The organism is Micromonospora echinofusca, from assembly GCF_017614955.1.
GTDB classification, from domain to species: domain Bacteria; phylum Actinomycetota; class Actinomycetes; order Mycobacteriales; family Micromonosporaceae; genus Micromonospora; species Micromonospora echinofusca_A.
Genome location: NZ_WVUH01000153.1, coordinates 1 through 16,394 on the forward strand (window position 1 = coordinate 1; position 16,394 = coordinate 16,394).

A 16,394-nucleotide genomic window follows, 5' to 3' on the forward strand; every position below is an offset into this window, starting at 1 on the left:
GTGCCCCCGTGAACCCCGCCCCTCCTTGAGCTGTTGCGTCAAGCCGACGAGCCCTGTTGCGTCGCGCTCCGGCTCAACCCGTCCGGCCCATGCGGCAGGCCAAGCCCGGCCGGACCGTCCGCAGCCGGAACACCGCGAGCAGGCCATGGGCGAGCGCGTACATCGCGCCGTGTCCGCGCCGGTGCACGGCCGCAGGGGCCACTTCTCGAACGTGTCCGGCAGCTTCCGGACAGGATCCGGACATCGCTGCGAGCAGGCCGGACAGGCGGGGTACCTGTCCGGGACGGCACAAGGTCTTTCGAGGTTCCCGCCGGGTTTGCCATGGTGCCGACAGACACCACAGGGGTACGAAAGGGGAGATCCTCGATGCTGAGAAAACTCGCGGCTACGGTCGCGGTGACCGGGATCGCGACGGCGACCGCACTCGTCGCAGCGACCGGGCCCGCTGCTGCCGCCGACACGTGGTGCGGGACGGCCCGGGACTACAAGGTCGTCGCGCCCAATCAGATTCAGTCCTCGGCGGAGGGCCGGACGACAGCCATCCGGTTCTACCAAAGCCACGTCTTCGCGGTCATCTACGGCGGCAAATCCGGCGACGCGGTCGCCATGGGATGGAACTACACGGGCAACAGCGTTTCGTACTGGTGCGGCGGGTACGGCGGCTCATGGCCGACCTGGTCCACGGTAGCCAGCGGCAAGAACTCGGCCTTCACCGCAGCGGTGCCCTTCAACCAGGTCAACTGGGCGTTCTCCAGGGGGCGGCTGGCCGTGACGGCGTACACCTTCGACTCCGGCAAGGTCTACGTCTGACGGCAGGAGGTGGGCGTCGCATCCTTGCGGCGCCCACCTCGTTGCTGCTCCCCTGATCCGGAACGACATAGGAAAGGGTTCGGATGAACATCCGCAGATGGGTGGGGACCATCTCGCTCGCGGCCCTGCTGCTGCCGCTGGCCACTGCTTGTGGAGACGGCGACGTTCCGGAGCGGACAAAAGTACCAAGAAATCCAGAGGAACCCTCGCTGGTCTCGGTGCCAGTTCCGCGTTCGGCGACGGACTTCGTACTACCGCTGAGCAGGTTCGAGTTGACGCCCGAGCAGTACCAGCGGGTTCAGCAGGCTCGGATGCTCCTGCTACGACGCTGCATGAGCCGTTTCGGCATCCGGTTGGCACTCCCGGAGATCCGGCTCGTGGTGTTCCAACGGGCACCGGAACTGGCTGGCTGGCTGGACAGCCGCGAACCGGCCCGCTACGGGTACCGCGGTCCGGCAGGCTACCAGAGTGACCTCTTCGCAGCTGCGACGCGTGGGCTCACCAAGGCACTGACAGTACCGGAGGCGTACACGCCGGTCTTCGAGGGAACGGTCGAGGTCTTCGCCGGAACACCCGTACCGAGCGGCGGCTGCGACGGGCAGGTACGACGCGAGCTCGACGGCCCGGAGGGCGTACCGTTGCGCGCGGTGATCAAGGATGATCGAGCCGTGCCGTGGACAGCTCTGGCCGATCTGGAGCTGGAAGCCACCCGACGGGTCGGGAACGACAGCCGGTACCTGGGTGTCCAGCGGGCATGGAGCGAATGCATGCGCCGCACGGGATACGAATACGCCAGCACGGCTGATGCGGAGGCGGACACACGCTGGGTCAGCTCCGTGTCGATCACGAGCGAGGAACCGGAACGTGCCGTCTCGGCGGACGAGATCGCGACCGCGACCGCCGATCAGCGATGTCGCACCGAGGTGAACCTCTCCGGGCTGGCGATCGCGTTGCACTCGCTGTACCAGGAGGAACTCATTGCCGCCCGCCATGATCAGCTTGACGGTGTCAGGCAACTCCTCACCAGACAGGCATTGAACAGCGCAGCCACGATCCGGCTCATCGGGTAGGCCGTTCCCAGCGCCACCGACCGGACACGTTACCCGCACAGCGCGGCGGAGGCGGGCGTTGCCGCCCGATGGCGTTGGTGGCGCAGTTGACGGTACAGATCTCGGCATCGAAGGCCAGGAACAGCACGAACTCCGCTTCCCGAAGCCACTACTGCTCGTCGTGGTCATCGGACTCTTCGGCTGGCCGACGATAGCCAACTGTCGAAACCGGCGCATCGCCGTCCGGCACCCGGTCCGGTTGTCGGCTCCGCCTGGGTGGGAGTCTGCTACGTACAGTTGGCTGCTGTGATGGAGTTGCCAGGTCCCGGGCTGCCGTTGGGGCGGCTGCTGGCGCACCGACGGACCGATCCGGCAACGGTGGCGCGGGCTGCGGGCGTGACCGTACCGGAACTTGACGTCGTGCTGGCCGGCGGCCACGCCGGTGTTCCCCTGTTGCGTCGGCTGGCGCCCGCGTTGGGTCTGCACACTGCGGACCTGTTCGTGATCACCGGTCAGGACGTGCCGGTCGACCTGGCTCCCGCAAGAGGTACCCGTCCCTGGAATGTCGGGCACGTCATGAGATCGGCTATGCGCCTGTTCGGGGAAGACTTCGACCGGTTGCACGAGTTCGTCCGGTCACGCTCGGTGCTCCTGCGTGCCGAGACGCTTCCGCCGCCAGCGCGACCTCCAGCAGGGCCCGGTGGGTTGCTGGTGGGCTTGCTGGCCAATCGAAACATGCGCCCGCACATCGCGCAGTTGCTGCACGGCGTGGGCGATGGACCGTATGTCTCGGACTCGACGATCTACCGCGTGCTGTACGGCCATTCGGCGTTGACTCCGCGATACGTGACCGCGTTCGCGGCGGTGCTGGGTATTCCGGCCGGTGACCTGGTGTCAACGGTCATTTGGATCGCCGGGTGGGCGGACGTTGGGCATCCGGGTGGGCGGACAGCTTTTCTCCGGGTGGGCGGTCACGAGATCTGGTTGTTGTTCAGGTCAGGGGCAGGACTCCTTTCCCGGCGAGTGCCTCGGCGAGGCGGTGGCTGTCGCCCTTGGTCAGGACCAGGTGGGCGTGGTGCAGAAGTCGGTCGACGGTCGCGGTGGCGAGGGTCTTGGGCATGATCGTGTCGAAGCCGCTGGGGTGGATGTTGCTGGTCACGGCGATGGACCTGCGTTCGTAGGCGGCGTCGATGACGCGGTAGAACGCTTCTGCGGCGTCCTGACCTGCGGGCAGCATGCCGATGTCGTCGACGACGATCAGGTCGACGCCGCAGATCCGGGCGATGGTCCGGGCGACGGATGCGTCCACTTTCGCTTTCCCGATGGTCTGGGTCAGCGTTTCGAGGGTGAACCAGACGACCCGCATGTCGGACTCGATCGCCGCCGCGGCCAGGCCTTCGACGAAGTGCGATTTACCGGTCCCGGATGGGCCAGACACGACGAGGTTCTCGTGCCGGCGGATCCATTCCAGGGTAGTCAGGGCGTTCTGGGTGGCTTCGGAGATCGAGGAGTCCTCGGGACGCCAGGACGTCAGGGTCTTGCCGCTGGGGAAGTTCGCGGTCTTGCGCCGTAACCGCCGGGTCGCGGCGTCGCGGCCGGTGACCTCCTCGTTGAGGAGGACCCGGAGGACCTCGGCGGGGTCCCAGCGTTGCGCACGGGCGGTCGCCAACACGTCGGGTGCCGCTTTGCGGAGGTAGGGCAGGCGCATCCGGCGCAGGATCTGTTCCAGATCCTCCGGCATCGGTGTGGGTTGAGGCCGGGTCATGAGCCGAATCCTTCCCAAGGGCCGGTGCCGGGCTGAACCGAATGGCTCTCGTCGACGAACACGACATCTGTTGGCGGAGCAGCGGTGGCGAGGTGGTCCAGGATGGACACGAGGTCGCCGTCGTCGAAGCGGCCTGCGATCGCCGCGAGGCCGAGAGCGTGGTCGACCTGCTGCCGGTCGAGTGCCGCGGCCAGTTCAACGGCCTTGCGCATCTTCGCCCGGACCCGGACCGCGCCGGCGGCACCGGCTTCGATGAGCCACCGGTGGGCGCCTTCACCCAGCTCCAGGAACGCGGCCTCCTCGCAGGTCCGCGGCCTGGGCCGCGGCGGACGCGGCAGGTTCCCGCCGGGATGGTGCGGGTAGTGGGTGTCGACGATCGACGGGTTACCCGGCGTCGACAGCCGATGACGGGCGATCTCGGCCAGGCCGGCTCTGGTCCGCCCGACGATCACCAGTTCGTCGCCGGCGACCCGGCACCACACTTTCGTGGCGACGTGTCCTGGCGGGGTCGAGTAGCGCACCGACCCGAACGACACCGTCTGGTCGTCGTTGACCAGGCGTTCCTCACCCAACGCCACCGCGTGCGGCTGGGTGGGCAGGACATGCAGGTGACGGCGTTCCTCCACGAGACGGACCGCCGGGATGGCCCTGGTCTCCCGGTGCACCCGGTTGTTGACCCGTTCGCACCAGTCGAAGCAGGCATCCTCCAACTCGGCGAACGACCCGTAGGCCGGCGCGAGGTTCGCCGATGTCGGCACCAGATCCGCTTTCGCGACCTTCACCGTCGCTTCGACGCCACCTTTCGACTCCGGATCAAACGGTTCACACGTCTCGACCTTGCAGCCGTAGTGCCGGCCAGCGGCCACGATCTCCGGATGACGGATCGCGACGCCGGCGACGTGCTCGACCGTCACCGTCTTCGCGTTGTCGGTCAGCACATACGTCGGCGCGCCGCCGATGCGTCGCAGTGTCGCGTCCAGACACGACACCAACGTCGGTAGCGTCTGGTCCCAGACCGGCAACACGACCCGGAACCGTGACCACGACAACCACGCGCAGAACAGACTCGTTCTGCGCCCGGCGATGACCGGCCCGGCACCCCAGTCGAACTGGATCCACATCCCGGGCTCAGGCGACCACGGCCGATACGAACGCCGCCTGCCCGCTTTCCACGCCGCCTTCGCCTCCGCGACCGCCCGTCTCGTCGAACGCTCATTACCGGTGAACCCCATCGCCGTCAGACGCTGATGCACCACATCAGCGCGGATCCGCGCCTGGGACTTCTCCACCAACTCCTCGATCTTGTCCACGAACGGGTCCGTCACCCGCGGTCGACGCGAACGCGAGAACGGGTCACCACCCTCGTCACGGATCGCCACATACCTGACCACCGTCTTCTCATCGACCCCGACGAGCTGCGCCGCCGAATGCGCACAGCGAGTCAGATCGAACGCTTCCAGAATCTCCACGATTTCCCTGCCAGACTTGGTCACAGGTCCCCCGGCGTTGCAGCAGCTGATCTTCGACAATCAGTGCAACGACGCGGGGACCACCTACATATCGGGGCGTCATCCACCGATCTCGTGACCGTCCACCCGGAGTTCTGCTGTCCGCCAGCCCGGAGACAAATGTCCGCCCACCCGGATCATTCCCTGGCCGCTGACACCTGGCCGCCCTGACCGGCGTCGGCCCGCCCGTCGACACCGCACGGTTGTACCCGCGCCGGGCGGAACTGGCTGCGCTGGCCTGGGATGCGCGGCGGCTGAACAGCGAGCAGCTGTCACAGGTTCAGCAACTAGCGTGCGACCTGGCACGAGTGGGCGCGAGGCGCGAGGAAGGCGACTGCCCGGCGTGCGATCGCGGCCGATGTGAACACGCCGGGCGGTCACCTTCCGGAGCGTGGCTACCGTGACGTCATGCCGCACCTGAGGTATCCACAGCTCTCCAGGTTCGGGAGAAACCTGGCCGCACCAGCGGCGTTCCTGATTCGCCTGGCGGCACGTGCTGCCGGCCGCCACGCGATGTCAGCCGGTGTCATGCTCGTGGCGGAGGCGGTGCGACGCCGGCGGTGCCACCCGAGTTGGTCAACCGGCGGCCAGCACCTCCCGTAGCCTCGCGGCGAACTCTTCGGGCTTGCCGGCGTAACCGAACTGGCCACCGAGGAAGCCGCCGTGATGACTCGGGAACACCGTGGCCTCCTGGCCGAGCAGGGCCGCGGTGCCGACGGCCGTCCGCGCGGTGTACGTCCCCGCCGACTCCTCGCCGACCGCGATCACGATCCGGGTCGGTGCCGCGGTCAGCGCCTCCGCGTCGGGTCGGTAGTCGGTGACCGCCCCGAGTTCTTCGACAGCAGCGGATCGTCGCGGGTACCGTCGTCGTCGGTCGGCAGCCCGAACATCGCCGGGTCCGGCGCGGACTGGGCGAAGTAGGCGTCGGTGAACTCACCCCGCCACGACGTCATCGCGATGAACGCGGCCATGCCCGCGCCGGTACCCCTCGCCCGGTACGCCTCATGGACGGCGGCCTGGGCACGTTCGGCGGCGGTAGCGTCGGGTAGCACGGCGTTGATCGGCGGCTCGTGCGCCACCAGCGTGCCGACGTCCCCGGGGTGCGTCGCGACCAGTTCGAGCGCGGTCACCGCACCGCCGCTGCTGGCGAACATGTCGACCGGCCCGACGCCGAGCGCCTCGACCAGCAGGTGCAGGTCGGCGGCCTGTTGCTGCGGCGTGTGATCGGACCGGCCGTCCGTGCGGACGCTACGGCCCAGGCCGCGCGGATCGTAGGTGACGACCGTGCGGTCGGTGAAGTGGGCGGCGAGCGCTTCGAAGCCCTCCGCCGTCATCGGCTGACCGATCATGACCAGCGCCGGACGTCCGCCCGCCGGTGGGAGCGGGCCGCGAACGTCGTAGACCAGGTCGACGCCCGGCAGGGCAAGGGTATGTGTCTGCTTCCCCGTCATGACGCTGAGACTACGGCCAGCGGTGCCACCCGCACCGTAACGACCGACAGTCGTGCGAGACCAACCGGTGGGGTCCGTTCCGGCAGACGGGTCACGCGGAACAGGCCGGTCCAGTCGATCGAGTGCGGTGTACCTCGGAGAAGCCGGCGCTGCCGGCTGCTGGCCGCACCGCGTTCCTCGTAACCCGTCGGTACCGCCGGTTTCTGGTCGCGTGTGGCTTGGCGGATCGCCATCTTGTCGGTCTTCCAGACGATGCCGTACCGCGCCCGCCAGGAATCCGGATCGGATAGGTATCTCTTCTCCGCCGTGAGATCTCGGTCCCTCACATTCTGGCAGAAGTGAACCGTGGGCACCCGGAGTCGCACGGCTTGCACGCCCACGTCGTCTCCCTTCGACGGCCATCCTGATTCGCCATGCAAACCACCGCCTCTTCTCCTCAGGAGCCTCTGTTGTCCGCGTGCCGGGCGAGGTCTTCCTGGCTACTACGTATGGCCAGGCGACTTGGTTCAACCCGATGAGAGATCCGATCGGCCAGTTTTTTCCGTCCATCGAGCGGATCCACTTTACGAACTCGCCGGCGGCTAGCATCTGCGGCCAAGTGACAATGACCGAGTCAATAGCAGGGCGGTGCTTTTGGTGTTGGACCTCTCAGACACGAAGCGATCGCGGCTCGACGGCCTGACCGCTGTGATCACTGGCGGTACACGGGGGCTGGGTCGCGCTCTGACCGAGGGATTCCTCGATTCTGGTGCTTCCGTGTTGGCCGCAGCCCGCACGGAAGGCGACTTCGGCGAGATCGCCGACCGGTACGGCGAACGGGCCGCTTTTCATCCGGTCGACGTCTGCGACGCCGACTCCCTCAACCGGCTGATGTCCGCAGCGGTGGAACAGTTCGGGCGGCTCGATATTGTCGTCGCCAATGCGGGTGTCACCCGCAACGGCCTCATTCACAAGATGAGTCCGACCGAATGGCGAGACGTGATGAACACCAACCTGGACGGGCTTTTCCACACCGTCCAGGCCGCACTCCCCCATTTTGGGGAAAGCGGCGGAAGCATTCTCACGGTCTCCTCAGGAATGGCCTCCTATGCAGCGCCCGGCGCCAGCGCCTACATCGCCTCCAAAGCGGCAACCGAGGCGTTCACGCGCTGCTGTGCCGCAGAGTTCGCCAACCGCAACATTCGAGTCAACTGCATTTCTCCGGGAATCCTGACCGTCGGTATGGGCGCTGCGGTGGGAGCAAACGAACGGCTCCGCCAACTGTACTGGCCGCGAATGCTGGCCGGCCGTGCCGGTGAGCCACACGAAGTGGTGGCAGCGGCAGTTTTTCTGGCCAGCCCCGCAGCTTCCTACATCAACGGCCACGTACTCGACGTCACGGGAGGACTACGGTGAGCGTCACGGTTCGTTACGACGACGGGGCGACCGCCTGGATCCTCCTGGACCGCCCCCCGCTGAACCTGTTCGACACGACGATGCAGCTCGGCCTACGTGCGGCCGTCGCTGAGGTGCGACAGCGAGCCGAGGTGCGGGCTGTCGTCATCAAGGGCGCCAATGGCAACTTCTCCGCCGGGGGTGACCTGAAGGAGATGTCCACCCTGTCAGGAACACGCATCGACGAGTACGCGACGCAGATCAGCCGGCTCGCCGAAGAGATCGCCGCGCTTCCGGTACCGGTCGTCGCCGCGGTGACCGGCGCGGCGGTGGGCGGCGGCTGCGAACTGAGCCTGGCAGCGGATTTCCGGATCTGCTCCCCCACCGCCCGCTTCGGGCTGCCCGAAGTCGCGTTGGGTGTCATTCCCGGAGCCGGTGGCACCCAGCGTCTCCCGCGCCTCATCGGAATGGCGCGGGCCAAGGAACTCATCTTCTCGGGCCGGCACATCGACGCCACCGAAGCGGTCGGCATCGGACTGGCGGACCAGGTGGTCGCCGAAACAGCGCTCGACGCCACAGCCCGGCAGTGGGTGCAGCGGTTCTCCCACCATCCGGCCGGTGCGCTGCGGGCCGCCAAACAGGCCGTGAACCAGGGCGTGGAGATGCCGTTGGCGCAGGGCCTGGGGCTGGAGCGCGAGCTTTTCGCCGACCTGCTCGCCCACGGCGAACACACCAGCACATTCCATCATTTCGGGACACGCCGTGGCTGACCGGCAGGAAGCGGTGGACCTCACCACCGCGGAACACGTCCGGGACCCGTATCCGCTCTTCGCCCGACTCCGCGAAGAGAACCCGGTGTGCCCGATGCAGCGCCGCCGTGGCCGGACGTCCTGGCTGGTGACCCGGTACGACGACATCGTCCGCGCCGTCCTCGACCCCGCTCTGCGCAACGACCCACGCTCGGTGTCGACCGTCACCGAGGGGCCCAGGTTTCCGATGGGCCGGCACATGGTGGCGAGCGACCCACCCGACCATGGACGCCTCCGCCGGCTGGTCGCCGGAGCGCTCAGCCCTCGTCGTACCGGTCGCCTGGCACCGCACATCGCTCGAACCGCCAACGACCTGCTTGCGGCGCTGCCGACGGATGAGCCGGTGGAACTGGCGCAGGACTTCGCCTTCCCGCTCGCGCTGGCGGTCATCTCCGAACTGCTCGGTGTGCCACATGCCGATCGGGCGGACCTCAGCCGGTGGACCCTGTCGATTCTCTCGTCCCCCGCCGACGCCACCGCACAGTTCTTCGCCGACGCGAACGCCTTCCACGACTACCTGAACGACCTCATCGAGACGAAGCGCCGAAACCCCGACGACGCCGTGATCAGCGCCATGGTCGCCGCCCACGACCACGAGGGCCTGGTGTCCGCGGAGGAACTCGTGTCCAGTGTCTTCCAACTCGTCATCGCCGGGTACGAGAGCAGCGCGAGCACCATCTGCACCGCCACTCTGGCCCTGCTGGAACATCCGGAGGAACTCGGGTACTTCCGCGCCGCGCGGGGCCGGGAACTCGACCAGGCGGTCGAGGAACTGCTACGGCACACCTCGACCCTGCAGGTGTTGGCCCAACGCTTCGTGGTGGCCCCGCTGACCATCGGCCCGGTGACCATCCCCGCCGGTGAGACCGTGCTGCTGGCCGTCGGATCAGGCAACCACGACCCACGACGCTTCGCCGACCCGGACCGCCTGGACCTACGGCGGGAGAACAACCAACACTTCGCCTTCGGGTACGGCCGCCACCTCTGCCTCGGCGCCACGCTCGGCCGTCTCGAGATCAAGATCGCGATGGCGCTCCTGATCGGCCAGTTTCCCGCACTGCGACTGGCGATCCCGCCGAACGAACTGAACTGGCGGCCCGGCCTCGGATTCCGGGCGCTCAGCACACTGCCGATCGTTCTCGGCCCCCGGCATCCGGGACCCCGAAACGACGAGATCGCATCCTGACATCTCCCCAGCTGTCCGCTTCCTCCCCCGCCTGACGGCCGAAGTATCCACGGAAGGCATCCGATGAACAGCACCACCCGGTCCCACCTTGAGTCACCCTTCGGCATCATCGGTCTCGGCAGCTACGTACCCGAAGGCCGGGTCGACAACGTAGAGCTGGCACAGCGCATCGGCATGGATCCCGAATGGATCATGCGGCGAACCGGCATCCTCTCCCGAGCCACCACCCGGCAGGAAGAGACACTGACCCACATGGCCAGCGAAGCCGGCCGACGGGCGCTGGCGAACGCCGGCGTCGACCCCGCCGACGTGTCGGTCATCATCGTGGCCACCTGCACTCCTGGACGTTTCGGCCCCTCCATCGCATGTGGCGTCCAGGGCCAGCTCGGCGCGGCACAGGCGATGGCTCTGGACCTCAACGCCGCCTGCACCGGATTCCTGTACGCCCTCCATGTCGCTCTGGGGCTGCTTCAATCAGGTCGATCGTCCGGCTATGCACTGATAGTCGGCGCGGACCGGTACACCCCGCACGTCAACTACTCCGACCGGGTCACCGCCGCCATCTTCGCCGACGGCGCCGGCGCTGCCGTCCTGGCCCCGGTCCGGCAGCCGTACGGGATCGGCGAGATCGTTCTGGGCGCGGACGGCACCAAGACCGACTATGCGATCGTGACACCGGGACCGGGGGCACGGGACCCCTATGTCGGTACGATGCAGGGCCGTAAGGTCGCCGAGTTCTTCGCGGACATCGTCCCGACGATGGTGAAGGAACTGCTGGCGCAGGCCGAACTCACCTTGGCCGATGTGGATCTGGTCGTCACGCACCAGGCCAACGTCCAACTCATCCAGACCGTCCTGGCCAGTATCGGCGTCGGCCCCGAAAAGACCCTGTACACCGGCGACGTCTACGGCAACACCGGGGCGGCATCCGTTCCGGTCACGCTCGGAGCGGCCGCAGCCAACGGTCGGCTACGTGACGGCGACACCGTGCTGCTTGCGGCGGTCGGGGCCGGCATGACCTGGGGTGCCTGCCTGTTGCGGTGGGGTACCGGCCGGTGACGCCGGCTACCCCCGACGCCGGTCGAACGTGCGACTCCGAAGTTCGCGGGACCATACGGCTCCTGCGCACGGGTACCACGGATCGCCCAGGACGCGCGGAGGCCGGGCCGACCCCGCGGAGCGACAGCGCCGGCCAGGTCCGGACCCACGTCGAGCCGGCCATCCGGACGCTGCTGGACCGGTTGGACCCGGACAACCGGTTGGTCGCCGGCTACCAGCTCGGCTACTGGAATGCCGACGGCTCACCGACCACGTGCCAGGGCAAGGGTCTACGGCCAGCTCTGGCATTGCTGTCGGCGCAGGCCACCGGCGCTGACCTCGAAGCCGGCGTACCCGCCGCCGCAGCAGTCGAGCTGGCGCACAACTTCTCGCTCCTACACGACGACGTGATGGACGGCGACACCGAGCGTCGGCATCGGCCCACCGCCTGGGCCGTCTTCGGCACCGGCCCGGCCATCCTCGCCGGCGATGCCCTCGTCGCCCTGGCATACGAGGCGCTCGCCGAGGTTCGTGGCGGCGGCCCGGCGGTACGGCGGTTCAGCCGGGACATGCGGGCCCTGATCTGTGGGCAGGGCGCCGATCTGGCCTTCCAACGCCGCGACAACGTCACTCTGGACGAATGCCTGACGATGGCCGGCAACAAGACCGCCGCGCTACTGTCCGGTTCATGCGTGCTCGGAGCACTGTTGTGCGACGGTGCCCCAGGGTTGGTCGACGGCCTGTCCCGGTTCGGCTTCCACCTTGGGCTCGCGTTCCAGCTCGTCGACGACCTGCTCGGCATCTGGGGTGATACGCGACGTACCGGCAAGCCGACGGGCTCCGACCTACGTGGCCGCAAGCGTTCGCTGCCCGTGGTATGCGCATTGAACGCCGGCGGTGGCGCCAGTAGTGCGCTGATGGAGTTGTACCGGTCGTCGGCGCCGCTGACAGATGCTGAAGTCGCCCGGGCGGCCGCGCTGGTCGAGGCGACCGGGGCCCGCGCCTGGGCCGAACGGGAAGCGTCGCGGGAGACCGACCGTGCCTGGGCCGAGCTGGCGGGGCTGGACCTGCCCGAGCAGGTACGCCAGGAGTTCACGGACATCGCTACGTTCGTCACCGGGCGCGATCGTTGAACTGAACTCGGTGAGCTGGGGTAACGGAGCAGGGTGACACGGCCTGCGCGTCCATGGCGGGCGGTGGGTGGAGGTGGACGCGGGAGCCATCGGTGCAGTCGGCCCCACCCTGCTCCCCACCTCCCCACACCGGGTCGACTGCCGTCGACGGGTGCTGTCGGATCGGCAGGCCGCGCACCGCGCCACGCGACTCCGAAGCGGATGTATCTGCTGCGGGGATTCGTCGGCTGAGCTGGCTACCGCCTAGAGGGAACGCAGAAAGTCGACAAGGGCGGTGTTGACGACGTGCGGAGCTTCCTGCTGGGTCCAGTGGCCGACGTCGGGGATCCGGATGACGTCCCGGAGATTGGGCACATGCTCCCGCATCGTTGTGATGTGTTCCTCCGCGTCGGGCCAGAGCAGGATACGGTCCTGGTCGCCGACGATGTAGAGCGCGGAGGGCTGCACGGGTGCGTTGTGCCAGGCGGAGGTGAGTTCCCAGTTACGGTCGAGGTTGCGGTACCAGTTGAGACCGCCGGTGAAACCGTCGGCGAACTCGGCCGCAAAGACGTCGATGTCGTGCGAGGTGAGCCAGTTGGGGAGTGCGCTCGGCTCGGGGTAGCTACCGAGTAGCGTGCCGTCCTGCGCCATCACCTGGGCCGACCGGTGGGCGGCCCGGGGTTTGCCTGGTGATCCGCCGCGCAGCAGCAGCCGGAAGGTCCGGTGGCGATCGCGGGCCAGTTCTTCGTCGGCTGGTCCCGGCTGGAGGAAGTAGGACATGTAGAAGCCGTCGCCGAAGTGCTTTCGGAACGTGGTCATCGGCGGCTCGATGCCGCGTGGCTGGTGGGGGACGCTCAGTCCGACGATCCCGCGTACCCGGTCGGGTCGCATCTTGGCGACGTGCCAGGCGACGTATGCGCCCCAGTCGTGGCCGACGAGGGCAGCACGCTCCTCCCCGAGGGCATCCAGGACGCCCGTCACGTCGCCCACCAGATGCAGGATGCTGTACGCCTCCACCTGGGTGGGGCGTTCACTGCGGGCAACTCCACGTTGGTCGAGCGCGACGGCGTGGAATCCGGCCGCCGCGAGAGCGGTGAGCTGGTGCCTCCAGGAGTACCAGCACTCCGGGAAGCCGTGGAGCAGGAGCACCAGGGGGCCATCCCCCGCCTCGGCCAGGTGGAGCCGTAAGCCGTTGACGGCAACGGATCGATGGGTGATCGGGGTATCCACATCCAGCCTTTCCGGGTCGGGTTCGCGCACGGGTCAGAAGGTGACGGGGAGTTCCCGCAGTCCGTCGACGACCATGTTCGAGCGGTAGCGCAGTTCTTCGGGGTCGACGGCGAGCTGCAGGTTCGGAAAGCGACGCATCAGCCCTGACAGTGCGATGCGAATCTCTGAGCGTGCCAACTGCTGGCCGACGCACTGATGGGGACCGAAGCCGAACGAGGCGTGACGGACCGGCGACCGCATGACGTCCAGACGTTCGGAGTCCGCGCACAGTTCGAGGTCATGGTTGGCTGCGGGTAGAAACGCGATGACGCGTTCGCCCCTTCGGAGGATCTGCCCACCGAGGAACACGTCCTCGGTGACCACGCGGTCGAGGCCGTGATGGATCACCGTGATGTAGCGCAGCAGCTCTTCGATGGCGCGGTCCCAGTCTGCGGCGCCCGAGCGCAGTGCCAGCCGCGCCTCGGGATACGCGTCCAGTACCGCGACACTGGCCGCGATCATCCCGGTCGTCGACTCGTACCCACCGGCCAGCAGGGTGATGGCCAGGTCGGCGAGTTCGCCGTCGGGCAGGTCACTGCACCTGGCCAGCTCACTGAGCAGGTCGTCGCTGTCGCCGGCCCGTTTCTCGGCCAGAAGTGCGGACATCCAGTCGAGCAGGCCGGCGAACGACTCCTTGGCTTCGTGGCCACTCACGTCGTTGCTGAGTAGATGTGTGATGGGCTGGAGGAAGACACTCTGGTCGGCGTAGGAGACACCCAGCAGCTCGCAGATCACCCGCACCGGCAGAGGATGGGCGAACGCCTGGATCAGGTCCGTCGGGCGAGGGCCGGTGGCCATCGCGTCGAGGTACTCCTCGGTCAGCTGGTGGATCCGCGGCTCGAGGGCAATCATCCGGCGCGCGGAGAACGCCCTGTTGATCAGCGACCGGTAACGGGTGTGCTCGGGAGGGTCGGAGTGCACCAGCTTCGCGACCGTGACCTCTCCTTGCCGCCCGGTCCGGTGCAACGGGCGGGTACAGGAGCTGAACCGGCGATCGGACAGGACAGTACGCACGTCCTGGTAGCGGGTAGCCAACCAGACCTCGGCTCCCGATGCGAGCGACAAGCGAACCAGCGGTGCCTGTCGACTGAGTTCGATGTAATCGGGCGCGATCCCGAACAGTCGGTGCGGGGGGTGGGCTGGCGGCCAGGGTACCGCAGTTGCCAGCGTCATTTCGACCTAACTCCTGTCAACAGGTGCCGCCGGCACCGCTAATAGTTCGGATTGATGGGTGGCGTCGACACTACGGCCGGGCTTATTCCAGCAGCCGTGAGCACCGCGTGATCCTCGGACGAAAACTCGATGTCGTTCCTGGAGAGGTACCAGTCGACGAGGAAAGCCGTGCCCCGGGTGATCGCTTGGTAGGTGGCCGTAAGCGATGGTGGCCCTTCGGGTGGGCTCTTCTCCAGCTCGGCAAGGCGTCGACGCATCATGTCGACAAGTCGCTGTTCGGCCATTCTCTCACTGCAGTCCCATTCGTCTGCCGCGAGCACCACAGCGTTGGGGGAACCGGACTGCCGATCGCGTTCCACACCGTTCACGTCGTTGGCGACCCGAACGCACCAGCCGGAATTCAGGGCTGCGGAACGCAATCGGTCCACATCCGTGTGCAGAGACACGCGTTCTGCGCTGTACGCGGCGAAGATCCACCATCCAACCGGACTTTGTACTGAGTGGAGACCGTTGGCGAGATATTGGTCAAGGGTCGGCAAGGGCTGTTCGCCCAACTGCCACAGCGCCTCTCGAAGGAAGCCGTCGAGCATCTCCCTCAACAGGCGAAGGAAAATCTCGTCGTACGCCGACGACATGCATCGACGCCGCACGCTCCAGACGATGTCGCAGAGAGCCTGCACGACCTCCGGCAACCTGGCGCGATGCTCACCAATGTGACCGGAAGCGGGACAGGGGCCTGACACCGCGTCCCAGGACGTGGAGACGAGAGCTTCGAGAGCCATTTGGTCTCGCAGGCCAGGACCAATCTCCAGCGTGTCGTCCAACTCAACGGAGGTAACGGCGAATTTCGCCAACTCAATTGCGCCATCGTCGAGACGTCCGTCGCAGGCGACTGCCGTCAGATATGCCGACCAGGGCAGAGCCATGCCCTGTCGGGCTTCTGCGACTGACGGAAAAGGACGGGACCAGGTTTGGAGTCCGTCGTGGAGAAGCGCCGCCGCCTGGAGAACACGATGCGGTTGACTGGCCGGCAGAGCAGAAAGCGCCATATGCCGTCACTCCTTTCGGCAGTTGTCAATTCGCCAAGGCCTCCTACTCACCGAACCCGTCCTATCAGATTCCGGGTCCCGGTAAGCACAATAGGCGGGCATCGGCTGTAGATGATCATACTGACGGTACGTTGCGCACCATCACTATGTCCTTAAAGGTTGGTCGTGCAACTTGTCACTCTTGTGGACTTGTCGGGCAGCCCCTCTGACGATCTGCAATGGGGAAGGTGACGGTCAGCGACGAATGTCCGGATGCGGCCATCGACGGATGAGAGCGGGAGGGGATCGGCGGTTGCCGTGGACACAGGACACGGACCGGATGAAGTCGCCCAGGCGATCGCGGTACCGAGGCCGGATCACGCGCCCGCCGCCACGAGGTCCGTGGGTTCAGGCCGGCCGGAGCTGGGGTTAGCGGCGCCAGGTGAGGCGCGCGAATCCGAACCTGGTCGATGTGGACAACCCGGCACCACCGCACGGCCAGCGCCTGCTCGCCGCCGCTGGTCTCGGTCGGTGCGGCTGCGCTCCAGTGCGTGGCGGCTGTTGCGGAAGCGGGTCCCACGTTGCCACTGCCGGTCGGGGGCGGCTGTGGGCTGGTGGCGCCGTACTGGTCACCCGGGCTGCGACAGGGATCGCTGGCTGTCCCTGAGCCGCGTGCGCTGCTGGGCCCCTTTTCGGGCTCTACTGACGTTGTCGTGGGTGGGTTGAGCGTGCCGTAGCGGCGCACGCCGTTTACCGGCCTACGGTTCCGGTTGTCGAGATCGGAATCGGGGCATATCGGGAAACGGCGTGCGTGATGCAAGG

General features: G+C 67.3%; 15 protein-coding genes. 7 read left to right on the forward strand and 8 right to left on the reverse strand.

Annotation, left to right across the window (positions count from 1 at the left end; genetic code table 11):
* Positions 1-73: 73 nt before the first annotated feature.
* Positions 74-202 (reverse strand): hypothetical protein, encoded by a 129-nt coding sequence (locus GSF22_RS35435; RefSeq protein ID WP_280116901.1) that lies wholly within the window; start codon positions 200-202, stop codon positions 74-76.
* A 194-nt stretch (positions 203-396) separates the two neighbouring features.
* On the opposite strand from GSF22_RS35435, the gene GSF22_RS18080 reads away from it, so the two are divergent.
* Together GSF22_RS18080 and GSF22_RS18085 are read left to right on the forward strand one after the other, a co-directional pair.
* Positions 397-810, forward strand: coding sequence for a hypothetical protein (locus tag GSF22_RS18080; RefSeq protein ID WP_208814800.1), 414 nt, complete (start codon positions 397-399; stop codon positions 808-810).
* Positions 811-1,082: 272 nt separating this feature from the next.
* The gene (locus GSF22_RS18085; RefSeq protein ID WP_208814801.1) at positions 1,083-1,880 is read left to right on the forward strand and encodes a hypothetical protein; all 798 of its coding nucleotides are present in this window, start codon (positions 1,083-1,085) and stop codon (positions 1,878-1,880) included.
* A gap of 970 nt (positions 1,881-2,850) precedes the next feature.
* On the opposite strand, the gene istB is transcribed toward GSF22_RS18085, so the two are convergent.
* The 4 genes from istB to GSF22_RS18100 all read right to left on the reverse strand — a co-directional run bounded on the left by istB (position 2,851) and on the right by GSF22_RS18100 (position 6,583).
* A complete protein-coding gene (istB, locus tag GSF22_RS18090; protein ID WP_280116902.1) occupies positions 2,851-3,600 on the reverse strand; it encodes an IS21-like element helper ATPase IstB in 750 nt (249 codons plus the stop codon).
* Between the two features lie 20 nt (positions 3,601-3,620).
* Positions 3,621-5,117, reverse strand: coding sequence for an IS21 family transposase (istA, locus tag GSF22_RS18095; protein WP_208814803.1), 1,497 nt, complete (start codon positions 5,115-5,117; stop codon positions 3,621-3,623).
* 591 nt (positions 5,118-5,708) lie between these two features.
* Complete coding sequence (locus tag GSF22_RS34870; protein WP_244367625.1) at positions 5,709-5,900, reverse strand: hypothetical protein; 192 nt, start codon at positions 5,898-5,900, stop codon at positions 5,709-5,711.
* A 20-nt stretch (positions 5,901-5,920) separates the two neighbouring features.
* Entirely contained in the window at positions 5,921-6,583 is a 663-nt protein-coding gene (locus tag GSF22_RS18100; RefSeq protein ID WP_244367626.1) for an alpha/beta fold hydrolase, read from the reverse strand.
* Positions 6,584-7,219: 636 nt separating this feature from the next.
* On the opposite strand from GSF22_RS18100, the gene GSF22_RS18105 reads away from it, so the two are divergent.
* The 5 genes from GSF22_RS18105 to GSF22_RS18125 all read left to right on the forward strand — a co-directional run bounded on the left by GSF22_RS18105 (position 7,220) and on the right by GSF22_RS18125 (position 12,123).
* A complete protein-coding gene (locus tag GSF22_RS18105; RefSeq protein ID WP_307804091.1) occupies positions 7,220-7,978 on the forward strand; it encodes an SDR family NAD(P)-dependent oxidoreductase in 759 nt (252 codons plus the stop codon).
* On the forward strand, positions 7,975-8,727 hold the full coding sequence (locus GSF22_RS18110; protein WP_208814804.1) for an enoyl-CoA hydratase/isomerase family protein: 753 nt from the start codon (positions 7,975-7,977) through the stop codon (positions 8,725-8,727). Before GSF22_RS18105 ends, GSF22_RS18110 begins: the two co-directional genes overlap by 4 nt.
* Positions 8,720-9,952, forward strand: a complete 1,233-nt coding sequence (locus GSF22_RS18115) for a cytochrome P450 family protein (RefSeq protein WP_208814805.1) — start codon at positions 8,720-8,722, stop codon at positions 9,950-9,952. The genes GSF22_RS18110 and GSF22_RS18115 overlap by 8 nt, the downstream gene beginning before the upstream one ends.
* A 63-nt stretch (positions 9,953-10,015) precedes the next feature.
* Positions 10,016-11,011 (forward strand): 3-oxoacyl-ACP synthase III family protein, encoded by a 996-nt coding sequence (locus GSF22_RS18120; protein ID WP_208814806.1) that lies wholly within the window; start codon positions 10,016-10,018, stop codon positions 11,009-11,011.
* A gap of 182 nt (positions 11,012-11,193) precedes the next feature.
* Positions 11,194-12,123, forward strand: a complete 930-nt coding sequence (locus tag GSF22_RS18125) for a polyprenyl synthetase family protein (protein WP_208814807.1) — start codon at positions 11,194-11,196, stop codon at positions 12,121-12,123.
* A gap of 243 nt (positions 12,124-12,366) precedes the next feature.
* On the opposite strand, the gene GSF22_RS18130 is transcribed toward GSF22_RS18125, so the two are convergent.
* The 3 genes from GSF22_RS18130 to GSF22_RS18140 all read right to left on the reverse strand — a co-directional run bounded on the left by GSF22_RS18130 (position 12,367) and on the right by GSF22_RS18140 (position 15,470).
* Positions 12,367-13,251, reverse strand: a complete 885-nt coding sequence (locus GSF22_RS18130; RefSeq protein WP_307804092.1) for an alpha/beta fold hydrolase — start codon at positions 13,249-13,251, stop codon at positions 12,367-12,369.
* A 114-nt stretch (positions 13,252-13,365) separates the two neighbouring features.
* Entirely contained in the window at positions 13,366-14,544 is a 1,179-nt protein-coding gene (locus GSF22_RS18135; protein WP_208814809.1) for a cytochrome P450, read from the reverse strand.
* Positions 14,545-14,582: 38 nt separating this feature from the next.
* Positions 14,583-15,470: a terpene synthase family protein gene (locus GSF22_RS18140; protein WP_208814810.1), complete on the reverse strand. Its 888-nt coding sequence runs from the start codon at positions 15,468-15,470 to the stop codon at positions 14,583-14,585.
* Positions 15,471-16,394: the final 924 nt, after the last annotated feature.